This is a genomic window from Pseudomonas sp. BS3767, assembly GCF_900099665.1.
GTDB lineage: Bacteria > Pseudomonadota > Gammaproteobacteria > Pseudomonadales > Pseudomonadaceae > Aquipseudomonas > Aquipseudomonas cerasi.
Map to the genome: position 1 here is coordinate 483532 of NZ_FNCX01000004.1, position 17010 is coordinate 500541.

Below are 17010 nucleotides of genomic sequence, written 5' to 3' on the forward strand. Positions count from 1 at the left end.
GCAATCATGATCAAGGCAGTGATTTTCGATATGGACGGTGTTCTTATCGACGCCAAGGAATGGCATTACAACGCACTCAACAGAGCGCTCAGCCTGTTCGGTTACAACATCAGTCGCCACGAACACCTCACCGCCTACGACGGTCTGCCCACCTCGCGCAAACTCGACATGCTGAGTGTCGAACGCGACCTGCCGGTTGCGTTGCACGCCTTCATCAACGAGATGAAGCAGCAGTACACCATGGAGATTGTTTACGCCCAGTGCAAACCGACCTTTGTGCATCAGTACGCGTTGTCATCACTGAAAACGCTGGGTTACAAGCTGGCAGTGGCGTCCAACTCCATTCGCAACACCGTGGAGGTCATGATGAACAGGGCGGATCTAGACCGATACCTCGATCTGCGGCTCTCCAACGAAGACGTCAAGCATGCCAAACCAGCGCCGGATATCTACACCAAGGCCATCAGCCAACTGGGTCTTCAGCCTGAAGAATGCCTCATCGTCGAGGACAACGAGAATGGCATCAAGGCCGCCAGAGACTCAGGCGCACATGTTCTGGTCGTGGCTGAAACCTGCGATGTAAACCTCAATAACATTCTTGGCAAAGTTGAACAGATCAACTTCGACAAGGCGGCAGTCCTGTGAGCGCGTTGAATATCATTCTTCTGACCGGCAGGCAGACAGAGGCGCCGCATGATGAGGGCGAGTACCCGCACTACCTGTGCGAACACAAAGGCAAGCCGCTGATTCATACGCTGATAGACAACTGCGCAGTACTTCAGCCGCGCAGGATGATCTGCACATTCTCGAACAACGATATCGCCCGGCTGCACCTTCGCAACATGGTCCCGCAAATGCACCCGTCGGCCAGTGTTCTACCGGTCCACAACATCACCCGTGGTGCGGCTTGCACAGCGCTTCTGGCGACCGAAGAAATCGACAACGATGACGAACTGCTGATTCTCAGCGTCAGCGACTTTCTGGATATCCAGCTGCTGGATGCAGTGCGTGCGTTTCGGCAACGTCATGAGGATGCCGGAGTGGTCATCTTCAATTCTCTGCACCCTCGTTATTCATTCGCGCGCCTGGACAGCGACTGCCGGGTTATCGAAGCAGCCGAAAAGAACCCGATCAGCTCAAACGCCATTGCCGGTGTGTACTGGTTCAAGTCCGGCTCGCTATTCGTATCGGCGGCCAAGGAGATGATTCGCAAGGACGCCAGGGTCAACGACAACTTCTACATAGCCCCCGCTCTCAATGAGCTGGTGCTGTTGCAGAAGAAGATCGGCGCCTACCGGATCGAACCCAATCAGTACCGGCCACTGAAAACCGACAGTCAGCTCCACGCTTTCGAAGCAGGAGAGATACGATGAAAACGGCAAGACTGGAAGACATGGTCAAAGGCTGGTTCGTGGGTGGATTCGAACCTGCAGTTTTCAGTACCGAGTCCTGTGAGGTCGGGGTCAAGACCTACAAGGCAGGTGAAAAGGAAGTGGCTCATTACCACAAGGTCGCCACCGAGATAACCGTACTCATTGCCGGGTCGGTCAACATGCGCGATCAGGTCTGGCATGCCGGCGACATCATCGTTCTGGAACCGGGCGATATCACGGCGTTCGAAGCGCTCACCGATGCGACCACCGTTGTCGTGAAGGTGCCGGGTGCGCTTGCTGACAAGTACGTCGTCTGACCATGAAAACGACCCATCTCCAGCACCACCCAAGCCTCGGTTACATAGCGGCGGGCAGTCTGCGCAGCCTCCCGGTGGGGCTACTGCTGCCCCATGAGTGCTCCAGCTTCATCTCGTTCCGCGCGCATCCGTTTCGCAAGCCTGAACGGGTGATCAGGAAACTGCATGCCGCACGGCGTCCGTTGTGCTTGTATGGGGCGGGTAGCTACTGTTTTTATGGTGTTCAGAGTGATTCACCGCTGTCTCCGCTGCTGCTGTGGGACGGTGCGCACTTTCTGAATGTTGGCGAAAAGATCACGGTTATCGAAGACACGCCAATCGAGTGTTATCTGGATCGTGATTACTTCGCGGGATCGCTCAAGGTCATTGCGCGTTCGGCCAACTCGGTCACTTACAGGAAAGTATCCAGGCTGACTGCGGAATCTAACGACGATCTCGACAGCTGGACCTTCGGCATTCCTGTCGGTCCAGGCGACGCCACTGTTCTCAATGCCGTCGTGAAGCGCATTCTGGAAATTGACATCCCGCACAAGGAGATACTGCTGTGCGGCACACCGGGAAGTAATTTCGCCTATTTCGACAAGGTCCGCATCGTGGGGGAGGACATCACTGCCCCGCCCGTGCAGATCTGCAAGAAGAAAAACCGTCTCGCACTGGAGGCCAGACACAGCAATCTGGTGATCCTGCACGACCGCGTCTTTCTGCCAAAACACTTCGGGGAAGTTGTCCGCCGCTTTGGCCCGCGCTATCCGTTGATGACCTTGCAAAGCATGTTCTTCGATAACCGAATCAGCATGCATCCGCGGCGTTACTCGGATTACGGCATGGCTATGGACGAGGTCGCGCAGGGGCTGCTGGGGCTGCACCGTACCAGCGGTAATGCTCAGTCCATTGCGCCGTCAATATTCCCGGACGTCGACCGGACCGGGTTCTGTTTCGCCAGCCCGATGCGCTACAACAGTGACGCCAGCTACCCGACAGGCAGCCTCTACATTTGTCGCAAGGATGTCTGGAATGCCTGCCCGCTGGACGAGTCCCTGCACTGGGTGGAGTACGAAGACATCGAGCATGCGTTGCGAGCGTCGCGCGTGGGTATTCCAAACCGTATCAATCCCTTTGGCATCACTCAGTCGGTGACCTCCCGGGCGCTGCTGGGTGGCAATGCTCCGGTCGAATCCGTTGACGGATGTCTCGGAATATCCGGGCCTTGTTATGTGTCCCTGCTGGAAAAGAAACCTCTTTTGAACCTGTCTGCCGAGACCGCACTGGCCAGATTGCGGCAGTTCGCTGACAAATACCTGGCCAATCCGTCGGCGGTCGTTATTCCAACCGGTCTTGATCACCTCCCTGTTCGAGCCTGGATCGAACTGATCGATAATGTAGTGCAGCAGTCCACGTTCAAAAACGACAGTGAGACGGTCAGAGCGTTTATCAACGACTTCGAGAGGCTCGTGTTGTTCGACCAGCTACCGAGCATGCGTCAGGAGTTTCTGGTCAATCGCTTCCTCACAGACCCTGTGCTGGCCAAACAGACACTGATCACACAGAGCTGCGAGGTGCGCAATATGTTGCGTCAACGCGGCAGGCAGACCTGGTTTGCTCGCCAGCAGGATGATTACTTTCACCACAACCTTCTGTCGCTCCCCGGCATTTTGATTTCGGCCATTCGGGCTTATCGAAACAACGGGAAAATTTTCTATTTTGAAAGCCTGTGGGCTGCTGTGAAGGCCATCTACAACTCGACTCCCTTTATGTCCTACAGCAAGGGGGCGAAGTGAAGGTATTCGTCGTTTCTCATTTGAGCGCCAGCAACGCCAGCCATCAGTTGATCTGTCAGTTGGCGCGCATTCAGCACGAGCATAGGAAGACCGTTCCCGTCCTTGTGATTGATGACCGTTACAACCTGACCGAACTACCCGTCAGCGATTCATCGACCGAACACGCTTTGTTCAGCCTGGATGATTTTCTTCACTGCAATGCTGTAAGCGGCATCGTGGCAAACAGAGTTGCCCAGCACATGGATAAAGTCGAAAGCGACTGGGTGCTGATCGATTTTGGCCAGCATGACTCTGCTACCTGCATGGACTTCATCCAGAAAATTGCTCGCTACAACTATCTGAGCACCAAGCTGCGAAAGCGAAACCTTGTGATCATGGTGCCCGCCATGCACCTGGGCACTTATTCGCGAACCCTCAATGCGTCGTTCAACAATTTGCCGGCAAGCACAACAGCCTCAGCCCGTTCCGTTCAGATTGGCAGGCTATTCATGGTCACTCGTCTTGAAAGAGTACTGATAAGTCTTCCATTGCTGGCGGGCATCCTGCGTCGAATGCGGCGTGTTGCTCTGCGCGTCTTTCGGCGTGTTGCAAGATGCCATTGACCGCTCTGCCGCTAGCCGTCGGTAGCAGGCGCTTCTCATTACAAGGTTAAACACATGCCTCATCTTGTGGCCGTCGACTCCAGAAAAATCAGCGTGGTTATTCAGGGGCCCCTGTATCGCAACCTGAGTTCCAAACGAAATATCTTCGCCTGCATCGTATCGATCCGGACGCACCTGCCAGATGCCGAAATCATCGTTTCGACCTGGCGTCATGAAGATACGTCCGATGTGAAGGCGGACCAGATCGTCATGTCGGATGATCCGGGTGCCTTCGTTGATGACGCCGGTAATCAGATCAACATCAATCGCATGCTGCGGTCGACGCTATGCGGTATTCAAAGCGCTTCAAGACCCTATGTCATGAAAATGCGCGCCGATCACAATCTGACCAGCGCTGCGCTGGCTGTCATAGGTCAGTCCGATGATACCGAGCCGGGGGAGACACAGCTGTTCGACACGCCCATCACCACCACGACGCTATATATTCGCGACCCTGAACGGTTGCCGATGTTGTTCCACATATCGGATCTCGTTCAATTCGGCACGCGCGAAGCAATGCTCGCCATGTGGGAGCAACCACTGTTCGAAAGGGACGCGCTTTTCAACGACAGGCCGTCTCGCAACCCGTTTGGCAACTTCATTGGCTACACGTCCGCGCGCCTGGTGAGCGAGCAGGCACTGATGCTGGGTGTCATGCGCAGGAAGGGCATCGACGCCCGGCTCGCACGACCCTGCGAGGTAGGGCTGAGCAACCTGAAGTTATGGGACAACGTCTTGAGACGCAACTTCAGAGTCCTCAACCACTGCGAGGCTGGCGTCGACTTCCCGGAACGTTTTCTGACCAGCCCCCGCGTACTGACCACACTCTACAAAGCCTCTGCGATAGAGCAATTGCAAAGGCTCGACCCGAAGGGTTACAGGCTGAGAATAGCGCGCATCTGGCTCAATCAATACCTACTGACCTGCCTGCGCCCCGGCTGGTGGGTGTCCTTTGCGACCATCGTACTGTTCAGCACCTCGCCGACTCTTGCGAAGCGCGTTCGCTCTTACTGGCGCACGCTGAGGAACGTGGCGCATGCGGAGTCGTATCGGGTCTAGCAATCTGACCCGAGTGCTTAAACGATCTTAACGAAGTGTAACTGTATCGATAATATTTGATGTTATTTCAAGTCGGTTACTTTATTCTCGCCGCGCTCTTCTGTGTGGCCAATCGCCACTTTTTGCTGCGGCATGTTCTCGCTACGCATGGAAGCGCCCCCCCCACATAAGGAATGAATCGTGAACTCTGTGATGTTTCGCAAGACCCTTCTCGCCATGGCTGTAGCTGCAACTGCTGTTCCTGCTTTTGCTGAAACAGTCGAACTGACCAACGCTGGTTATAAAAGCGAGGGTCAGACCCATACCGGCAACCTTGAGATCAACGGTGCCTATACGGGGAGTGCGGTTAAAGATGCGATTCAGCTAAGTGGTTCGACCATTGAAAAGAACCTGATCCTCAACGCGAATATCAGCGGTTCCGGCACCTTTGCCAATGGTGAAGTAGTCAAAGGCATCAGCCTTGAGGGCGGCAAGATTAGCGGCAACGTTATCAACCGAGGTCTGGTTGACGTTACTGGTCAAGGCGCGACGGCCCTGGATGTCGCCACGAGTCTGAGATATTTCGAAAACCATGGCGGCCTCTCCGCTAGCGGCGCGGGATCTCAAGGTCTTCGAATCGACGGGGCCACCATGATAGGCAATAGTGCGGACATAACCAACACCGGGACGATCCGCGGCGAGAGCGCTGCTATTGTGATGGGCACCACTAAGTTCTCTATGATCGGCGCTCAGCCTTGGTACATCGAACGAGGCGACTTCAATATCTATAACGAAGGTTCGATCATTTCTGCTGACAGGGCCATCGACGCTTCTGGAAGCAATCGTCCGATCGAGCTGATCCTGAGAAAGGGCAGCATCGTTGTCGGTAACCTGATCGACGTGAGCAATATCGAGCTGGAAGGGGATACTTCCTTCACGGGTACTGACAGCCGTAAAGATGGCTACAATATTCGCCTGAAGAGCGGCGGATCGGTTTACGTTGGTGGCACCTCCGACAGTCCTACTACCATGACTTTCGAGTCCGCACACAGCAGCATTGGCGGCGATCTGTATGTCGACGGCAATTCGGCGCTCGGTCTGAATCTGAGTAAGGCCACTGATGCTAAAACCGCGGTGCTGAAAGTTACCGGCACTACTCAGTTCGAACCGGGAGCGCAAGTAAAGCTCGCAGCCAAGGGTGACGACTTCAATGCCAACGGCACTGCTTACACGCTTATCGAATCAGGCAAGATCGAACTGCTGACCAAGGATGGAAGCGCGGTCGACCCTGCTGGCAAACTGGATGTAGTCAGTACCTCGGCGCTGCTTAAAATCGACAGCTATACCGTTGACGGCAAAGACGTTGTGGCTGTGGTCACCGCCAAGGGCAAGGAAGAGGTCGCTCAGGTAGTTGCCAACAACGGTGGCTCAGTCAATGAACAGACCACACTGGTCAATCTGACCGGCGACAGCATCATCAGCAAGCTGAACGACAGTGATGCGTTCAAACAGCTTTTGTTGAACGCTGACGGTGGGCAGCTCGCCAAGCTGGCCTCTCAGCTATCGCCGGAGGTCAACGGCGGGGCCAGAAGCGCCGCTACTACCAGCCAGGGCCTGATCAGCAACGTGACTGGCAGCCGCACCAGCTCGATACGCGGTGCTTCTTCTGGTGAGAGCTTCAAAAATGCAGGTGTCTGGGTCCAGTCGCTTTACAGCGACGCCACTCAAGGCCAGCGTGACGGGATTGCGGGCTATAACGCGTACAGCAGCGGAATTGCGGTGGGCGCCGACGGCAAACTCAACGACAACCTGACGCTGGGGCTGGCCTACAGCTTCATCAATACCGACGTGAATGGCAAAAGTGGTAACAAAACCGAAGTCGACAGCCATGCATTCACACTGTACGGCGGCTTCGAACAAGGCAATTACTTTGTCGATACAAGCCTGACTTACGGCCTCAATGACAACCAGGGCAAACGCAGCATTGCAGGTACGCGTGCCAAGGCAGATTACGACAGTGACCTGCTGGGCCTGAATCTGGTGGGTGGTTACACCTATCACGTCAACCCGCAAGTATTGGTCGAACCACGCCTGGCGGCGCGTTACAGCCAAGTGAACATCGACGGCTATCGTGAGAAAGGCTCGTCGGCTGCGTTAAAGGTTGAAGACCAGCGTTATGAAACCATTGAGCTGGGTGCAGGCATGCGCGTGGCTGGCAGTTTCCTCGTGGGCGCAGGAACGCTGGAGCCACAAGCCAAACTGATGGCTTACCACGACTTCGCCGCCGACGAAGCGCAGAGCACGTCCACCTTTCTGCTCGGCAGTACACCGTTTGTTACCAGCGGCGCCAAGGCCGTGCGTGACAGTTACGAAGCGGGTGTGGGTGCCGATTACAAACTGGGGGCCGTCACACTGGGCGTCAACTACGACTACATCGGTAAATCGGGCTTCGATGCCGATGTGTTCTCTGCAAAAGTGCGTTACGACTTTTGATGTGGAGTTACCGCCTTGGTCGAAAACGCTTGGGCGGTACCCTTGCAGTCGTGATGGCGCTGCTGTTGAGCGGAGCCATCGCCGGTTGTCAGTCGCCGCGCGCTGATCTACAGCAATTGGCCGACCAGCATGGCCGACAGATGCAGATTCTGTCGGCACAGCCCTTTCCACTGGCGGCGCTGTTACCGCCAGAGACCTTCAGAGCGAACCGTCTGCGGGTCTATCTGGAAGGCGACGGTCATGCCTGGGCCACCGCCACTCAACCCAGTCTCGACCCGAGCCCACGTAAGCTCCTCGTGCCGCAGCTGGCAGTCAACGACCCGACGCCCAGCGCCTATCTGGCACGACCATGCCAATTCATCACGGCCCCGGCCTGCAACGCTGCCCTCTGGACCAATCGCCGTTTCTCCCAGGCAGTGGTCACCAGCCTCAGCAGTGCGCTGGACCAGATGAAACAACGTTACGGTAATAACGAGTTCGAGCTGATTGGTTATTCAGGCGGCGCAACCCTCGCGTTGCTACTGGCTGGACAACGAAACGACATCACCCGGATCCAGACCATCGCTGGCAATCTGGCCCCGAATCAGTGGACAGCACTAAAAGGACTTTCGCCTCTCAATGGATCGTTGGACCCACTCGATTACATTCAGCGCCTGGCATTGATACCTCAGCGTCACTTGTCGGGCACGCGTGACGAAATGATCCCGACTGAACTGGCAAAGGGTTACAGCAGGCAACTGGGCAACGGTGCGTGCAGCCAACTGATTATCGTCTCGGGGCCGAGTCACGAAGACGGTTGGGAACAGGTCTGGAAGCTGTGGAGAGGGCGGGACGTAGTAGGCTGTCCGTGATCGTCCTATATCTGACCAGAACGGACTGCATTGAATCGCTATGAGTCATTCCTCTCGCAAGCGCTCATCCAGCAAAGCTTCGCGATTGTCGATCATGGGCGAGTCATCGAGTCCAGCTTGCTGAGCAACATGTACGGATCAGTCCCGATCCCCCGACAGACATCCATGAACTCAATGACATCGAGCCTGCGCTCGGCATTCTCTGTCTTTGAGACAAACGAATGCGGTCGCCCTAGCCGGACCGCTAATTCTTTTTGCGTCATACCGGCTGCGTTGCACGCTTCCAGCAAAAGATCAAGCAACACCTGATAGCGAGCGTTATGGATGGTTTTCACTTGGCAAACCCTCTAATAGTCCGGTTACCTGAATAAACCTGACTTGGGATTATCCTAAAGTGGGTTTCGACCGGGACAACCAGCAAGGTGCTGCCAGCGGCTGATTTGGCGGGAAGCTTCTCAAGCAGATGATATCCACTGCCCAGCCGCAGGAAGAAAGCAGCAGACATTAAAAAGCCGGCTTGTGGCCGGCTTCTCGTAGGCGGTTCTGATCTATTTTTGATAGACCGCAATCGCCTTCAACAGGTACGCCTCTTGAAGAAGCGCGAATAGACAACAGGGCAAACGGATCACATGCCCCGTTCAAACACCGCATCGCATGACTGCGTCAGGTGCTCTGGATGGCGAACAGGATACTGAACTTCGCCTCCCATGCCCAGCCCGAATGCCTTTCAGCCGTAAACACCTCATAACAGCAGCATGGCATTGCGTCGGCTGTTCAGGGTCGACCACCAGAATATCCAGCCCAGAATCCGTATTTTCTCCCGGTCGATGTCTTCGGCGCTGAACAGTTCGTCCGGGTATTCGGCGTCGTTGTGGCTGCGCAGGCGTAGGCCGCCGTTGGGCAGGCGGTAGAGGTAGCGGACGCGCAGGATGCCGCCGTGTTCGAGGGCGTAGATTTCGCCGTCGATGACCTGGGTCAGTTCGCGGTCGACGCCGAGGATCGAGCCGTCCTGGATCTTGTCGGCCATGCTGTTGCCGACCATGGCGACGCACATGCAGTTTTTCGGGTCGATGCCCATGTTCTGCAGGACTTGCAGGGGCAGGCGGATTTTCTGTCCGGGGGCTTCGGCGAGGACGGTCTTGCCGAGGCCTTGGGTGGATTCCGCTTCCATGAAAATCTGGATTTCCACGTCGCCGCGCGACACGTTTCTGGCCTGATGAATGATGACGCGGGTATTGCCGCCGGTGTTTTCATTGGCGCATTCGTTAGGGTGTTTGGGGCCTTCGCCGGTGCGCAGCCAGCGGGCGTTAACGGTCAACAGTTCAGCCACCTCGTCAATCCGCGCCATGGGCACGCCACGCTTGAACCAGTTATTGACGTGTTGCGGCGTGATTTTGCGGTTGGCGGCAAAATCAGTCGCTGTGAGATGGCACTCCCGAAGGAGGATGCGGAGTCGATCACCTGATGTATTCATAGTGGCGAAGTCTACGGGCGTCGTCTGGGCGTTTAAATGAACGAGGTGTTGACGTCGACGTTATCCCAGGGTGGGCGTGGCTATCCGGACTACGGATGGAATGAATGTCGTGTAGGTGGATTCCGTAATAGCGCTTTTGGCGCTAAACGAGGTATTGCGCGTTTACCCCCGCTATACGGGCATTAACGAACTGTTCATTGAATGTCTAAAAGGCGGGCGCATTTTTAAACGTGCGTGCTGCAAAAAAACGGGTGATTTCATTTCAGCAAGAGAGGTGTGCGGGGAGGTGCAGCGAGGAGGGGGGGGGAGCGTGTTTCAGGGCACGGGTGTTCGCGCCCTGAAACGCCAGATCGGTGATCAGCCTTTGAAGGCCGCAACCGATTTGGTGATCTCGGCGCGGGCAGCGTCAGCGTTGCCCCAACCTTCGATCTTCACCCATTTGCCTTTTTCGAGATCCTTGTAGTTCTCGAAGAAGTGCTTGATTTGCTCCAGCAGCAGCGGCGGCAGATCGGTGTACTCTTTCACGTCGACGTACAGCTGGGACAGCTTGTCGTGTGGCACCGCGATAACTTTGGCATCGCCGCCGCCGTCGTCAGTCATGTGCAGGATGCCGACCGGGCGTGCGCGGATAACCGAGCCTGGAGTAACCGGGTATGGGGTTACCACCAGCACGTCCAGCGGGTCGCCGTCGTCAGCCAGGGTGTTGGGGATGAAACCGTAGTTGGCCGGGTAGAACATTGGGGTGGCCATGAAACGGTCAACGAACAGGCAATCGGAATCTTTGTCGATTTCGTATTTGATCGGCGCGTGGTTGGCCGGGATTTCGATCGCGACGTAGATGTCGTTCGGCAGGTCTTTACCCGCCGGAATCTTGCTGTAGCTCATTGGGCATTGCCCCCCTAGTTGACCAGACAGATTGTGGCGCGAACCGCCATAAAGTGGTCCGGATTATAGGCATATTCTGTTTTGGTTGCCACGCATGGCCTTGGCGGCCGTCAGCTGTCCCGGTAAGCCGGGTCCTGTTGACGCAGCAGGCCGAGCCGCGCCAGGGTGTCCTGGCGGTAGAACGCTTTCAGTTGTTCGTAGACTGCCGGGTAACTGCTGTGCAGCAGATCGGGTGCGCTGAAGAAGTATTCGCTGGTCACGGCGAAGAATTCGGCGGGGTCTTCGGCGGCATAGGGATCGATGGCGGGCTCGGCGTCGGGGTTGTGGTCCAGTTGCCGGTTGAGATCATCGAACGCGCTTTGCATGACGCGAGCCCATTCGGTCACCTGCATATCGCTGTGCAGCGGCGGCAGGCCATTGGCGTCGCCGTTGAGCATGTCGAGCTTGTGCGCCAGTTCATGGATCACCAGGTTGTAGCCGTCCCAGTCGCCGCTGCTCAATACGCCGGGCAAGGCCAGAATCACCGGGCCCTGCAGCCAGGCCTCGCCACTGTGCTCGCCATCCCACTCGTGTTCGACGCCGCTGGCATCGCGATGGCGCTGCGGGCTGACGAAGTCGTCGGGGTACAACACGATTTCATGAAAACCCTGATACCAGTTCAGTTCGCCCAGGTTCAGCAGCGGCAGTTGCGCCTGGGCGGCGAGGACCAGCCGTTGTTCGTCATCCAGATCAACGCCCGGCAGTGCGCTGAGGTGTTTGTCATGCAGAAACAGCACGCAGGCGTCACGCAGTTGCGCGTGTTGCCCGCTGCTCAGGCCATCAAGGATCGGCAGACGTGCGCAGACGTTCTGCCATAGTTCTTCAGCAACCGGGTGTCGGGCCAGCGTGCGCTGCCTGCGCCAGTGGCTGAATGACCACATGGTTCAGCGCGCGTCGACCGGACGCGCGGTGCGGCTGCGCACCACGCCGATGACCATCGGCACCAGTGACAGCAGGATGATTGCCAGTACCAGGAAGGTCAGGTTGTGCTTGATGAATGGCACGTTGCCGAAGAAGAAGCCCAGGGTCACCAGACTGCCGACCCACAGCACCGAACCCAGCACGCTGAAGCCCACGAAGCGCGGATAGGACATCCTGCCCACACCGGCCACGAATGGCGCGAAGGTGCGGATAATCGGCAGGAAGCGCGCCAGCGTGACGGTCTTGCCGCCGTGGCGTGCGTAAAAATCCTGGGTACGCAGCAGGTAGTCGCGGCGGAAGATGCGCGATGACGAATTGCTGAACAGTTTTTCGCCAACCGTGCGGCCAATCACGTAGTTGGTGCTGTCGCCCAGAATCGCTGCGAGCATCAGCAACCCGGCCAGCAGGACCGGGTCCATGCCGCCACCGGCAGCCACGGCGCCAGCGATGAACAGCAGCGAGTCGCCCGGCAGGAAGGGCATGATCACCAGCCCGGTCTCGCAGAAAATCACCAGAAACAGAATCGCGTAAACCCATGTGCCGTAGTTGGTCACCAACAGGTCAAGGTAAACGTCGAGATGCAGAATAAGGTCGAGCGGGTTGAATTCCATTAAAGCACCTGAGGCGAGAACCCTGTCCGGGGTCGCATGCGGAAGAAACGACTGTGCGTATGCGCGGCATTATAGAAGCAGAATGCGCAGAAGGGGCTTCGGAATAAGCGGCGGGGTTGAATGGGGGGGGGGAGCGGTACGTCTTCAGAAGGGATGAACAGGCCGCAACGTTCATCCGGGCTGATGCCATACGCCGGGCTGATTACGCGAATCGACCCGGCGGCTTGGAATGGCATAAGCCTGCATGGGGCCTAATGCGGCGCTGCAGGACCGTCGAGCAGGAAGTTGCCGATGGGTTTTTCTGAATGATCATCAGTGCCGTCTGATTCCAGAATCTGCAGCTCAGCTTCGTCCTTCAGATTGACCCCGGAAATCTGCCGCCTGCAGGCCTCGCGCATCAGGTACAGCAGCCGATGAGCGGCCATGCCGTAGCTCAAGCCTTCCAGGCGCACATTGGAAATACAGTTGCGGTGCGCGTCGTTCAGCCCGACCTTTGGCGCGTAGGTGAAGTACAGGCCCAGACTGTCCGGGGAGCTGAGACCGGGGCGCTCGCCGATCAGAATGACCACCATCTTCGCACCGAGCAGTTCGCCGACCTCATCGGCCACCGCGACGCGGCCCTGTTCGACCATGATCACTGGCGACAGCGACCAGCCCTCGGCACTGGCCTGTTCTTCCAGGCGAATGAGGAAAGGCACCGCATGCCGATGCACCGCCAGGGCGGACAGACCGTCGGCTACCACTACCGCCAGATCAAGACCGCCCGGATGAGCCGCAGCATAGTCACGCAACGTCTGCGCTGATTCGTCATTCAGGCGACGGCCCAGGTCCGGGCGCTGCAGGTAGCTGTCCCGGTCGACCGCGGCGCTGTGCAGCAACAGGGTTTCACGACCTTTTTCGGTCAGTTGTGCGCTGATCGCGGCATGGTCGAAGGCCAGATGCACCGCGTCGCGTGCCTGCGCATGAGCGGCTTGAAAGTCCAGTTGCGCAGAGGTCGGCAGGCTGGTGCCGGTACGACCCAGCGCAATACGCGCAGGGGTCAGGCGGCGCAGTTCCAGCCAGGGATTGGTGGGGGCGGCGCTGTCTTGTAGTTCGTTCATCGGCTCGTCACTCATACTAGATGCGCCAGCGCCTGACGGAAGGCAGGCGGCAGGCTGTCGCCGAAGCGCACACGACCGTCGGCCTGGGTGAAGATGCCCATTTTCTCCAGCCAGGCTTCGTATTCCGGTGCAGGACGCAGGCCCAGGCTTTGCCTGGCGTACAGCGCGTCGTGGAACGAGGTGGTCTGGTAGTTGAGCATGATGTCGTCGGAGCCGGGAATGCCCATGATGAAGTTGATCCCCGCGACGCCCAGCAATGTCAGCAGAGTGTCCATGTCGTCCTGATCGGCCTCTGCGTGGTTGGTGTAGCAGATGTCACAGCCCATCGGTACGCCCAGCAGTTTGCCGCAGAAGTGATCCTCCAGACCGGCGCGGATGATCTGTTTGCCGTTGTACAGGTACTCGGGGCCGATGAAACCGACCACGGTGTTGACCAGAAACGGATTGAAATGCCGGGCGACGGCATAGGCGCGGGTCTCGCAGGTCTGCTGGTCGATGCCATGGTGCGCGTTGGCCGACAGCGCGCTGCCTTGCCCGGTCTCGAAATACATCAGGTTTTGCCCGAGGGTGCCGCGGTTCAGGCTCAGGCCCGCTTCATAGCCTTCCTGCAACAGCTTGAGACTGATGCCGAAGCTGGCGTTGGCGGCTTCAGTGCCGGTGATCGACTGAAACACCAGATCGACCGGTACGCCACGGTTGATCACTTCAATCGAGGTGGTGACGTGGGTCAGCACGCAGGATTGCGTGGGGATTTCATAGCGCTGGACAATGGCGTCGAGCATTTCCAGCAGAGCAACGATGGACGAGGTGCTGTCAGTGGCCGGGTTGATGCCGATCATGGCATCGCCGTTACCGTACAGCAGGCCGTCGAGCACGCTGGCGGCAATGCCGGACGGGTCGTCGGTGGGGTGATTGGGTTGCAGGCGTGTCGACAGCCGGCCGCGCAGGCCCATGGTGTTACGGAAGCGTGTCACCACGCGGATTTTCTGCGCCACCAGCACCAGATCCTGCACGCGCATGATCTTTGAAACGGCAGCGGCCATTTCCGGGGTCAGGCCGGGAGCCAGCGCGCGCAGACTGGTTTCGTCGGCCTTGTCGCTGAGCAGCCAGTCGCGAAAGCCGCCGACTGTCAGATGACTGACCGGGGCAAACGCCAGTTTGTCGTGGGTGTCGATGATCAGCCGGGTAACTTCGTCCCGTTCGTAAGGGATCAGGGCTTCTTCAAGAAAGTGCTTGAGCGGAATGTTCGCCAGCGCCATCTGCGCGGCGACTCGCTCGCCGTCGTTCTGCGCCGCGACTTCGGCCAGATAGTCGCCGGAGCGCGCAGGACTGGCCTTGGCCATAACTTCTTTGAGGCTGTCGAAGCGGTACGTCTGCGCACCGACAGAATGGGAAAAGCTCGCCATACAGATTCTCCATGACGTCGCGCTGCTTGCGTCGGACGTAGTCTTTCGCTGAAACGGATACGTCCCGGTTCAAACGACTGTGGGAAGCGATGCAAGCAATTAATACTCCATCCTGGCCGGGAGTGCGAGTTTGCAACCATGAACGGAGGATTCAGAGCAAAGATGCATCACGCCAGGGCGGTGGGCCAGGGCGCGATGCACAGGGTTGGTGCGCGATGTTTTTGAGATGACTATCGCGCAGTGCGCGGGAGCGATAAACATCTTGAGACGACTATCGTGCCAATGCTCCGCGTTGGCATGCAGTTCGTGACGCTTTGCGTCATATCGCGGGCGGGTGCTAGAAGAAACCCAGCGGATTGGTGTCGTAGCTCACCAGCAGGTTTTTGGTCTGTTGATAATGCTCAAGCGCGATTTTGTGGGTTTCGCGGCCGACGCCGGATTTCTTGTAGCCACCGAACGCGGCGTGTGCCGGGTACAGGTGGTAGCAGTTGGTCCACACGCGTCCGGCCTTGATCGCACGGCCCACGCGGTAGGCGCGGTTGATGTCGCGGGTCCACAGGCCTGCGCCCAGACCGAACTCGGTATCGTTGGCGATGGCCACGGCTTCTGCTTCGTCCTTGAAGGTCGTGACGCTGACCACTGGGCCGAAGATCTCTTCCTGGAACACGCGCATTTTATTGTTGCCTTTGAGCAGCGTCGGCTGAATGTAGTAGCCAGTGGACAGGTTGCCCTCCAGCTTCTCCACTTTGCCGCCGGTCAACAGTTCGGCACCTTCGCCCTTGGCGATGTCCAGGTACGAAAGAATCTTGTCGAATTGTTGCTCGGATGCCTGCGCGCCGACCATGGTGTCGGTGTCCAGCGGGTCGCCGCGTTTGATCTTCTCGACCTTGCGCATCACCGCTTCCATGAACTGCGGATAGATCGACTCCTGCACCAGCGCGCGAGACGGGCAGGTGCAGACTTCGCCCTGATTGAAGAACGCCAGCACCAGGCCTTCGGCGGCCTTGTCGATGAACTCCGGCTCGGCGCTCATGATGTCTTCGAAGAAGATGTTCGGCGACTTGCCGCCCAGTTCCACGGTGGACGGGATGATGTTGTCCGCCGCCAGTTTCATGATGTGTGAGCCGACCGGTGTCGAGCCGGTAAAGGCGATTTTGGCGATGCGTTTGCTGCTGGCCAGCGCTTCACCCGCTTCGCGGCCATAACCCTGCACGATGTTCAGCACGCCGGGAGGCAGCAGGTCGCCGATCAGTTCGATCAGCACGCTGATGCCCAGCGGCGTCTGCTCGGCAGGTTTGAGCACGATACAATTACCGGCAGCCAGCGCAGGGGCGAGTTTCCAGGCGGCCATCAGGAGCGGGAAGTTCCACGGGATGATCTGCCCGACCACGCCCAGCGGCTCATGAATGTGATAGGCCACGGTATTGCCGTCGATTTCGGCGGCGCTGCCTTCCTGCGCACGCAGCACGCCGGCGAAGTAGCGGAAATGGTCGGCGGCCAGCGGAATATCGGCGTTGAGGGTTTCGCGGATTGCCTTGCCGTTGTCCCAGGTTTCGGTGATGGCCAGGACTTCCAGATTGGCTTCGATGCGATCGGCAATCTTCAGCAGGACCAGCGAGCGTGCCTGCACCGAGGTCGAGCCCCAGGCCGCAGCGGCGGCGTGCGCAGCGTCGAGTGCCTTGTCGATGTCTTCGGCGGTGGAGCGCGGAAATTCTGCAATGGCCTTGCCGGTGACCGGCGAGGTGTTGGTGAAATACTGGCCTTTCACCGGTGCGACGAACTCGCCGCCGATGTAGTTACCGTAGCGTTCCTTGAAGTTGACGATAGCGCCTTCGGTACCGGGATGAGCGTAACGCATGGTATGTCTCCTGGTTCTTGTTGTGAGGGAGTCTGTGTCGATTCTGCTTTCGGGTATCTGGCAATAAGCGTTCAAGAATAGGCCATTTGCATTCGGCCGTGCCTAGGACTTTAGGCTTATCTGCCTGGCATTGAAATGGCTTGCGCGCGCGAGACGACGGACAAACTCAGGGTGCCATTTCACCGTCCCTACGTTAACCTGCGCAGATGTTCTGAGAGGTTGGTC

At 57.8% G+C, this 17010-nt stretch carries 16 protein-coding genes; 8 read left to right on the forward strand and 8 right to left on the reverse strand.

Annotation, left to right across the window (positions count from 1 at the left end; translation table 11 throughout):
• Positions 1-6 precede the first annotated feature (6 nt).
• The 8 genes from BLR16_RS15115 to BLR16_RS15150 all read left to right on the forward strand — a co-directional run bounded on the left by BLR16_RS15115 (position 7) and on the right by BLR16_RS15150 (position 8491).
• Positions 7-645 (forward strand): HAD family hydrolase, encoded by a 639-nt coding sequence (locus tag BLR16_RS15115; RefSeq protein WP_003366391.1) that lies wholly within the window; start codon positions 7-9, stop codon positions 643-645.
• Positions 642-1373, forward strand: a complete 732-nt coding sequence (locus BLR16_RS15120) for a glycosyltransferase family 2 protein (protein WP_161437904.1) — start codon at positions 642-644, stop codon at positions 1371-1373. The genes BLR16_RS15115 and BLR16_RS15120 overlap by 4 nt, the downstream gene beginning before the upstream one ends.
• Positions 1370-1690: a hypothetical protein gene (locus tag BLR16_RS15125; RefSeq protein WP_003431896.1), complete on the forward strand. Its 321-nt coding sequence runs from the start codon at positions 1370-1372 to the stop codon at positions 1688-1690. The genes BLR16_RS15120 and BLR16_RS15125 overlap by 4 nt, the downstream gene beginning before the upstream one ends.
• A 2-nt stretch (positions 1691-1692) precedes the next feature.
• A complete protein-coding gene (locus BLR16_RS15130) occupies positions 1693-3468 on the forward strand; it encodes a hypothetical protein (protein ID WP_092194333.1) in 1776 nt (591 codons plus the stop codon).
• Positions 3465-4070 (forward strand): hypothetical protein, encoded by a 606-nt coding sequence (locus BLR16_RS15135; RefSeq protein WP_092194335.1) that lies wholly within the window; start codon positions 3465-3467, stop codon positions 4068-4070. Before BLR16_RS15130 ends, BLR16_RS15135 begins: the two co-directional genes overlap by 4 nt.
• A gap of 54 nt (positions 4071-4124) precedes the next feature.
• Positions 4125-5168, forward strand: a complete 1044-nt coding sequence (locus BLR16_RS15140) for a WavE lipopolysaccharide synthesis family protein (RefSeq protein WP_060708621.1) — start codon at positions 4125-4127, stop codon at positions 5166-5168.
• A gap of 192 nt (positions 5169-5360) precedes the next feature.
• Entirely contained in the window at positions 5361-7640 is a 2280-nt protein-coding gene (locus BLR16_RS15145) for an autotransporter family protein (RefSeq protein WP_003431887.1), read from the forward strand.
• Positions 7640-8491: an alpha/beta hydrolase gene (locus tag BLR16_RS15150; protein ID WP_054081319.1), complete on the forward strand. Its 852-nt coding sequence runs from the start codon at positions 7640-7642 to the stop codon at positions 8489-8491. The genes BLR16_RS15145 and BLR16_RS15150 overlap by 1 nt, the downstream gene beginning before the upstream one ends.
• A 92-nt stretch (positions 8492-8583) precedes the next feature.
• Here the strand turns inward: BLR16_RS15150 and BLR16_RS15155 are convergent, their stop codons facing one another.
• The 8 genes from BLR16_RS15155 to BLR16_RS15190 form a co-directional block, all read right to left on the reverse strand.
• Complete coding sequence (locus BLR16_RS15155) at positions 8584-8826, reverse strand: helix-turn-helix domain-containing protein (protein ID WP_003366400.1); 243 nt, start codon at positions 8824-8826, stop codon at positions 8584-8586.
• A gap of 407 nt (positions 8827-9233) precedes the next feature.
• Entirely contained in the window at positions 9234-9965 is a 732-nt protein-coding gene (locus BLR16_RS15160) for a LexA family transcriptional regulator (RefSeq protein ID WP_032609236.1), read from the reverse strand.
• Between the two features lie 357 nt (positions 9966-10322).
• Positions 10323-10850, reverse strand: a complete 528-nt coding sequence (ppa, locus tag BLR16_RS15165; RefSeq protein WP_003366402.1) for an inorganic diphosphatase — start codon at positions 10848-10850, stop codon at positions 10323-10325.
• Between the two features lie 110 nt (positions 10851-10960).
• Positions 10961-11770 (reverse strand): M90 family metallopeptidase, encoded by an 810-nt coding sequence (locus BLR16_RS15170; RefSeq protein WP_074806842.1) that lies wholly within the window; start codon positions 11768-11770, stop codon positions 10961-10963.
• A 3-nt stretch (positions 11771-11773) separates the two neighbouring features.
• Positions 11774-12421 (reverse strand): DedA family protein, encoded by a 648-nt coding sequence (locus tag BLR16_RS15175; RefSeq protein WP_003366404.1) that lies wholly within the window; start codon positions 12419-12421, stop codon positions 11774-11776.
• A gap of 251 nt (positions 12422-12672) precedes the next feature.
• Complete coding sequence (eutC, locus tag BLR16_RS15180) at positions 12673-13536, reverse strand: ethanolamine ammonia-lyase subunit EutC (protein WP_074806846.1); 864 nt, start codon at positions 13534-13536, stop codon at positions 12673-12675.
• Complete coding sequence (locus tag BLR16_RS15185; RefSeq protein WP_074806849.1) at positions 13533-14927, reverse strand: ethanolamine ammonia-lyase subunit EutB; 1395 nt, start codon at positions 14925-14927, stop codon at positions 13533-13535. Before BLR16_RS15185 ends, eutC begins: the two co-directional genes overlap by 4 nt.
• 337 nt (positions 14928-15264) lie before the next feature.
• Positions 15265-16785, reverse strand: coding sequence for an acetaldehyde dehydrogenase ExaC (locus BLR16_RS15190; protein ID WP_044310536.1), 1521 nt, complete (start codon positions 16783-16785; stop codon positions 15265-15267).
• Positions 16786-17010: the final 225 nt, after the last annotated feature.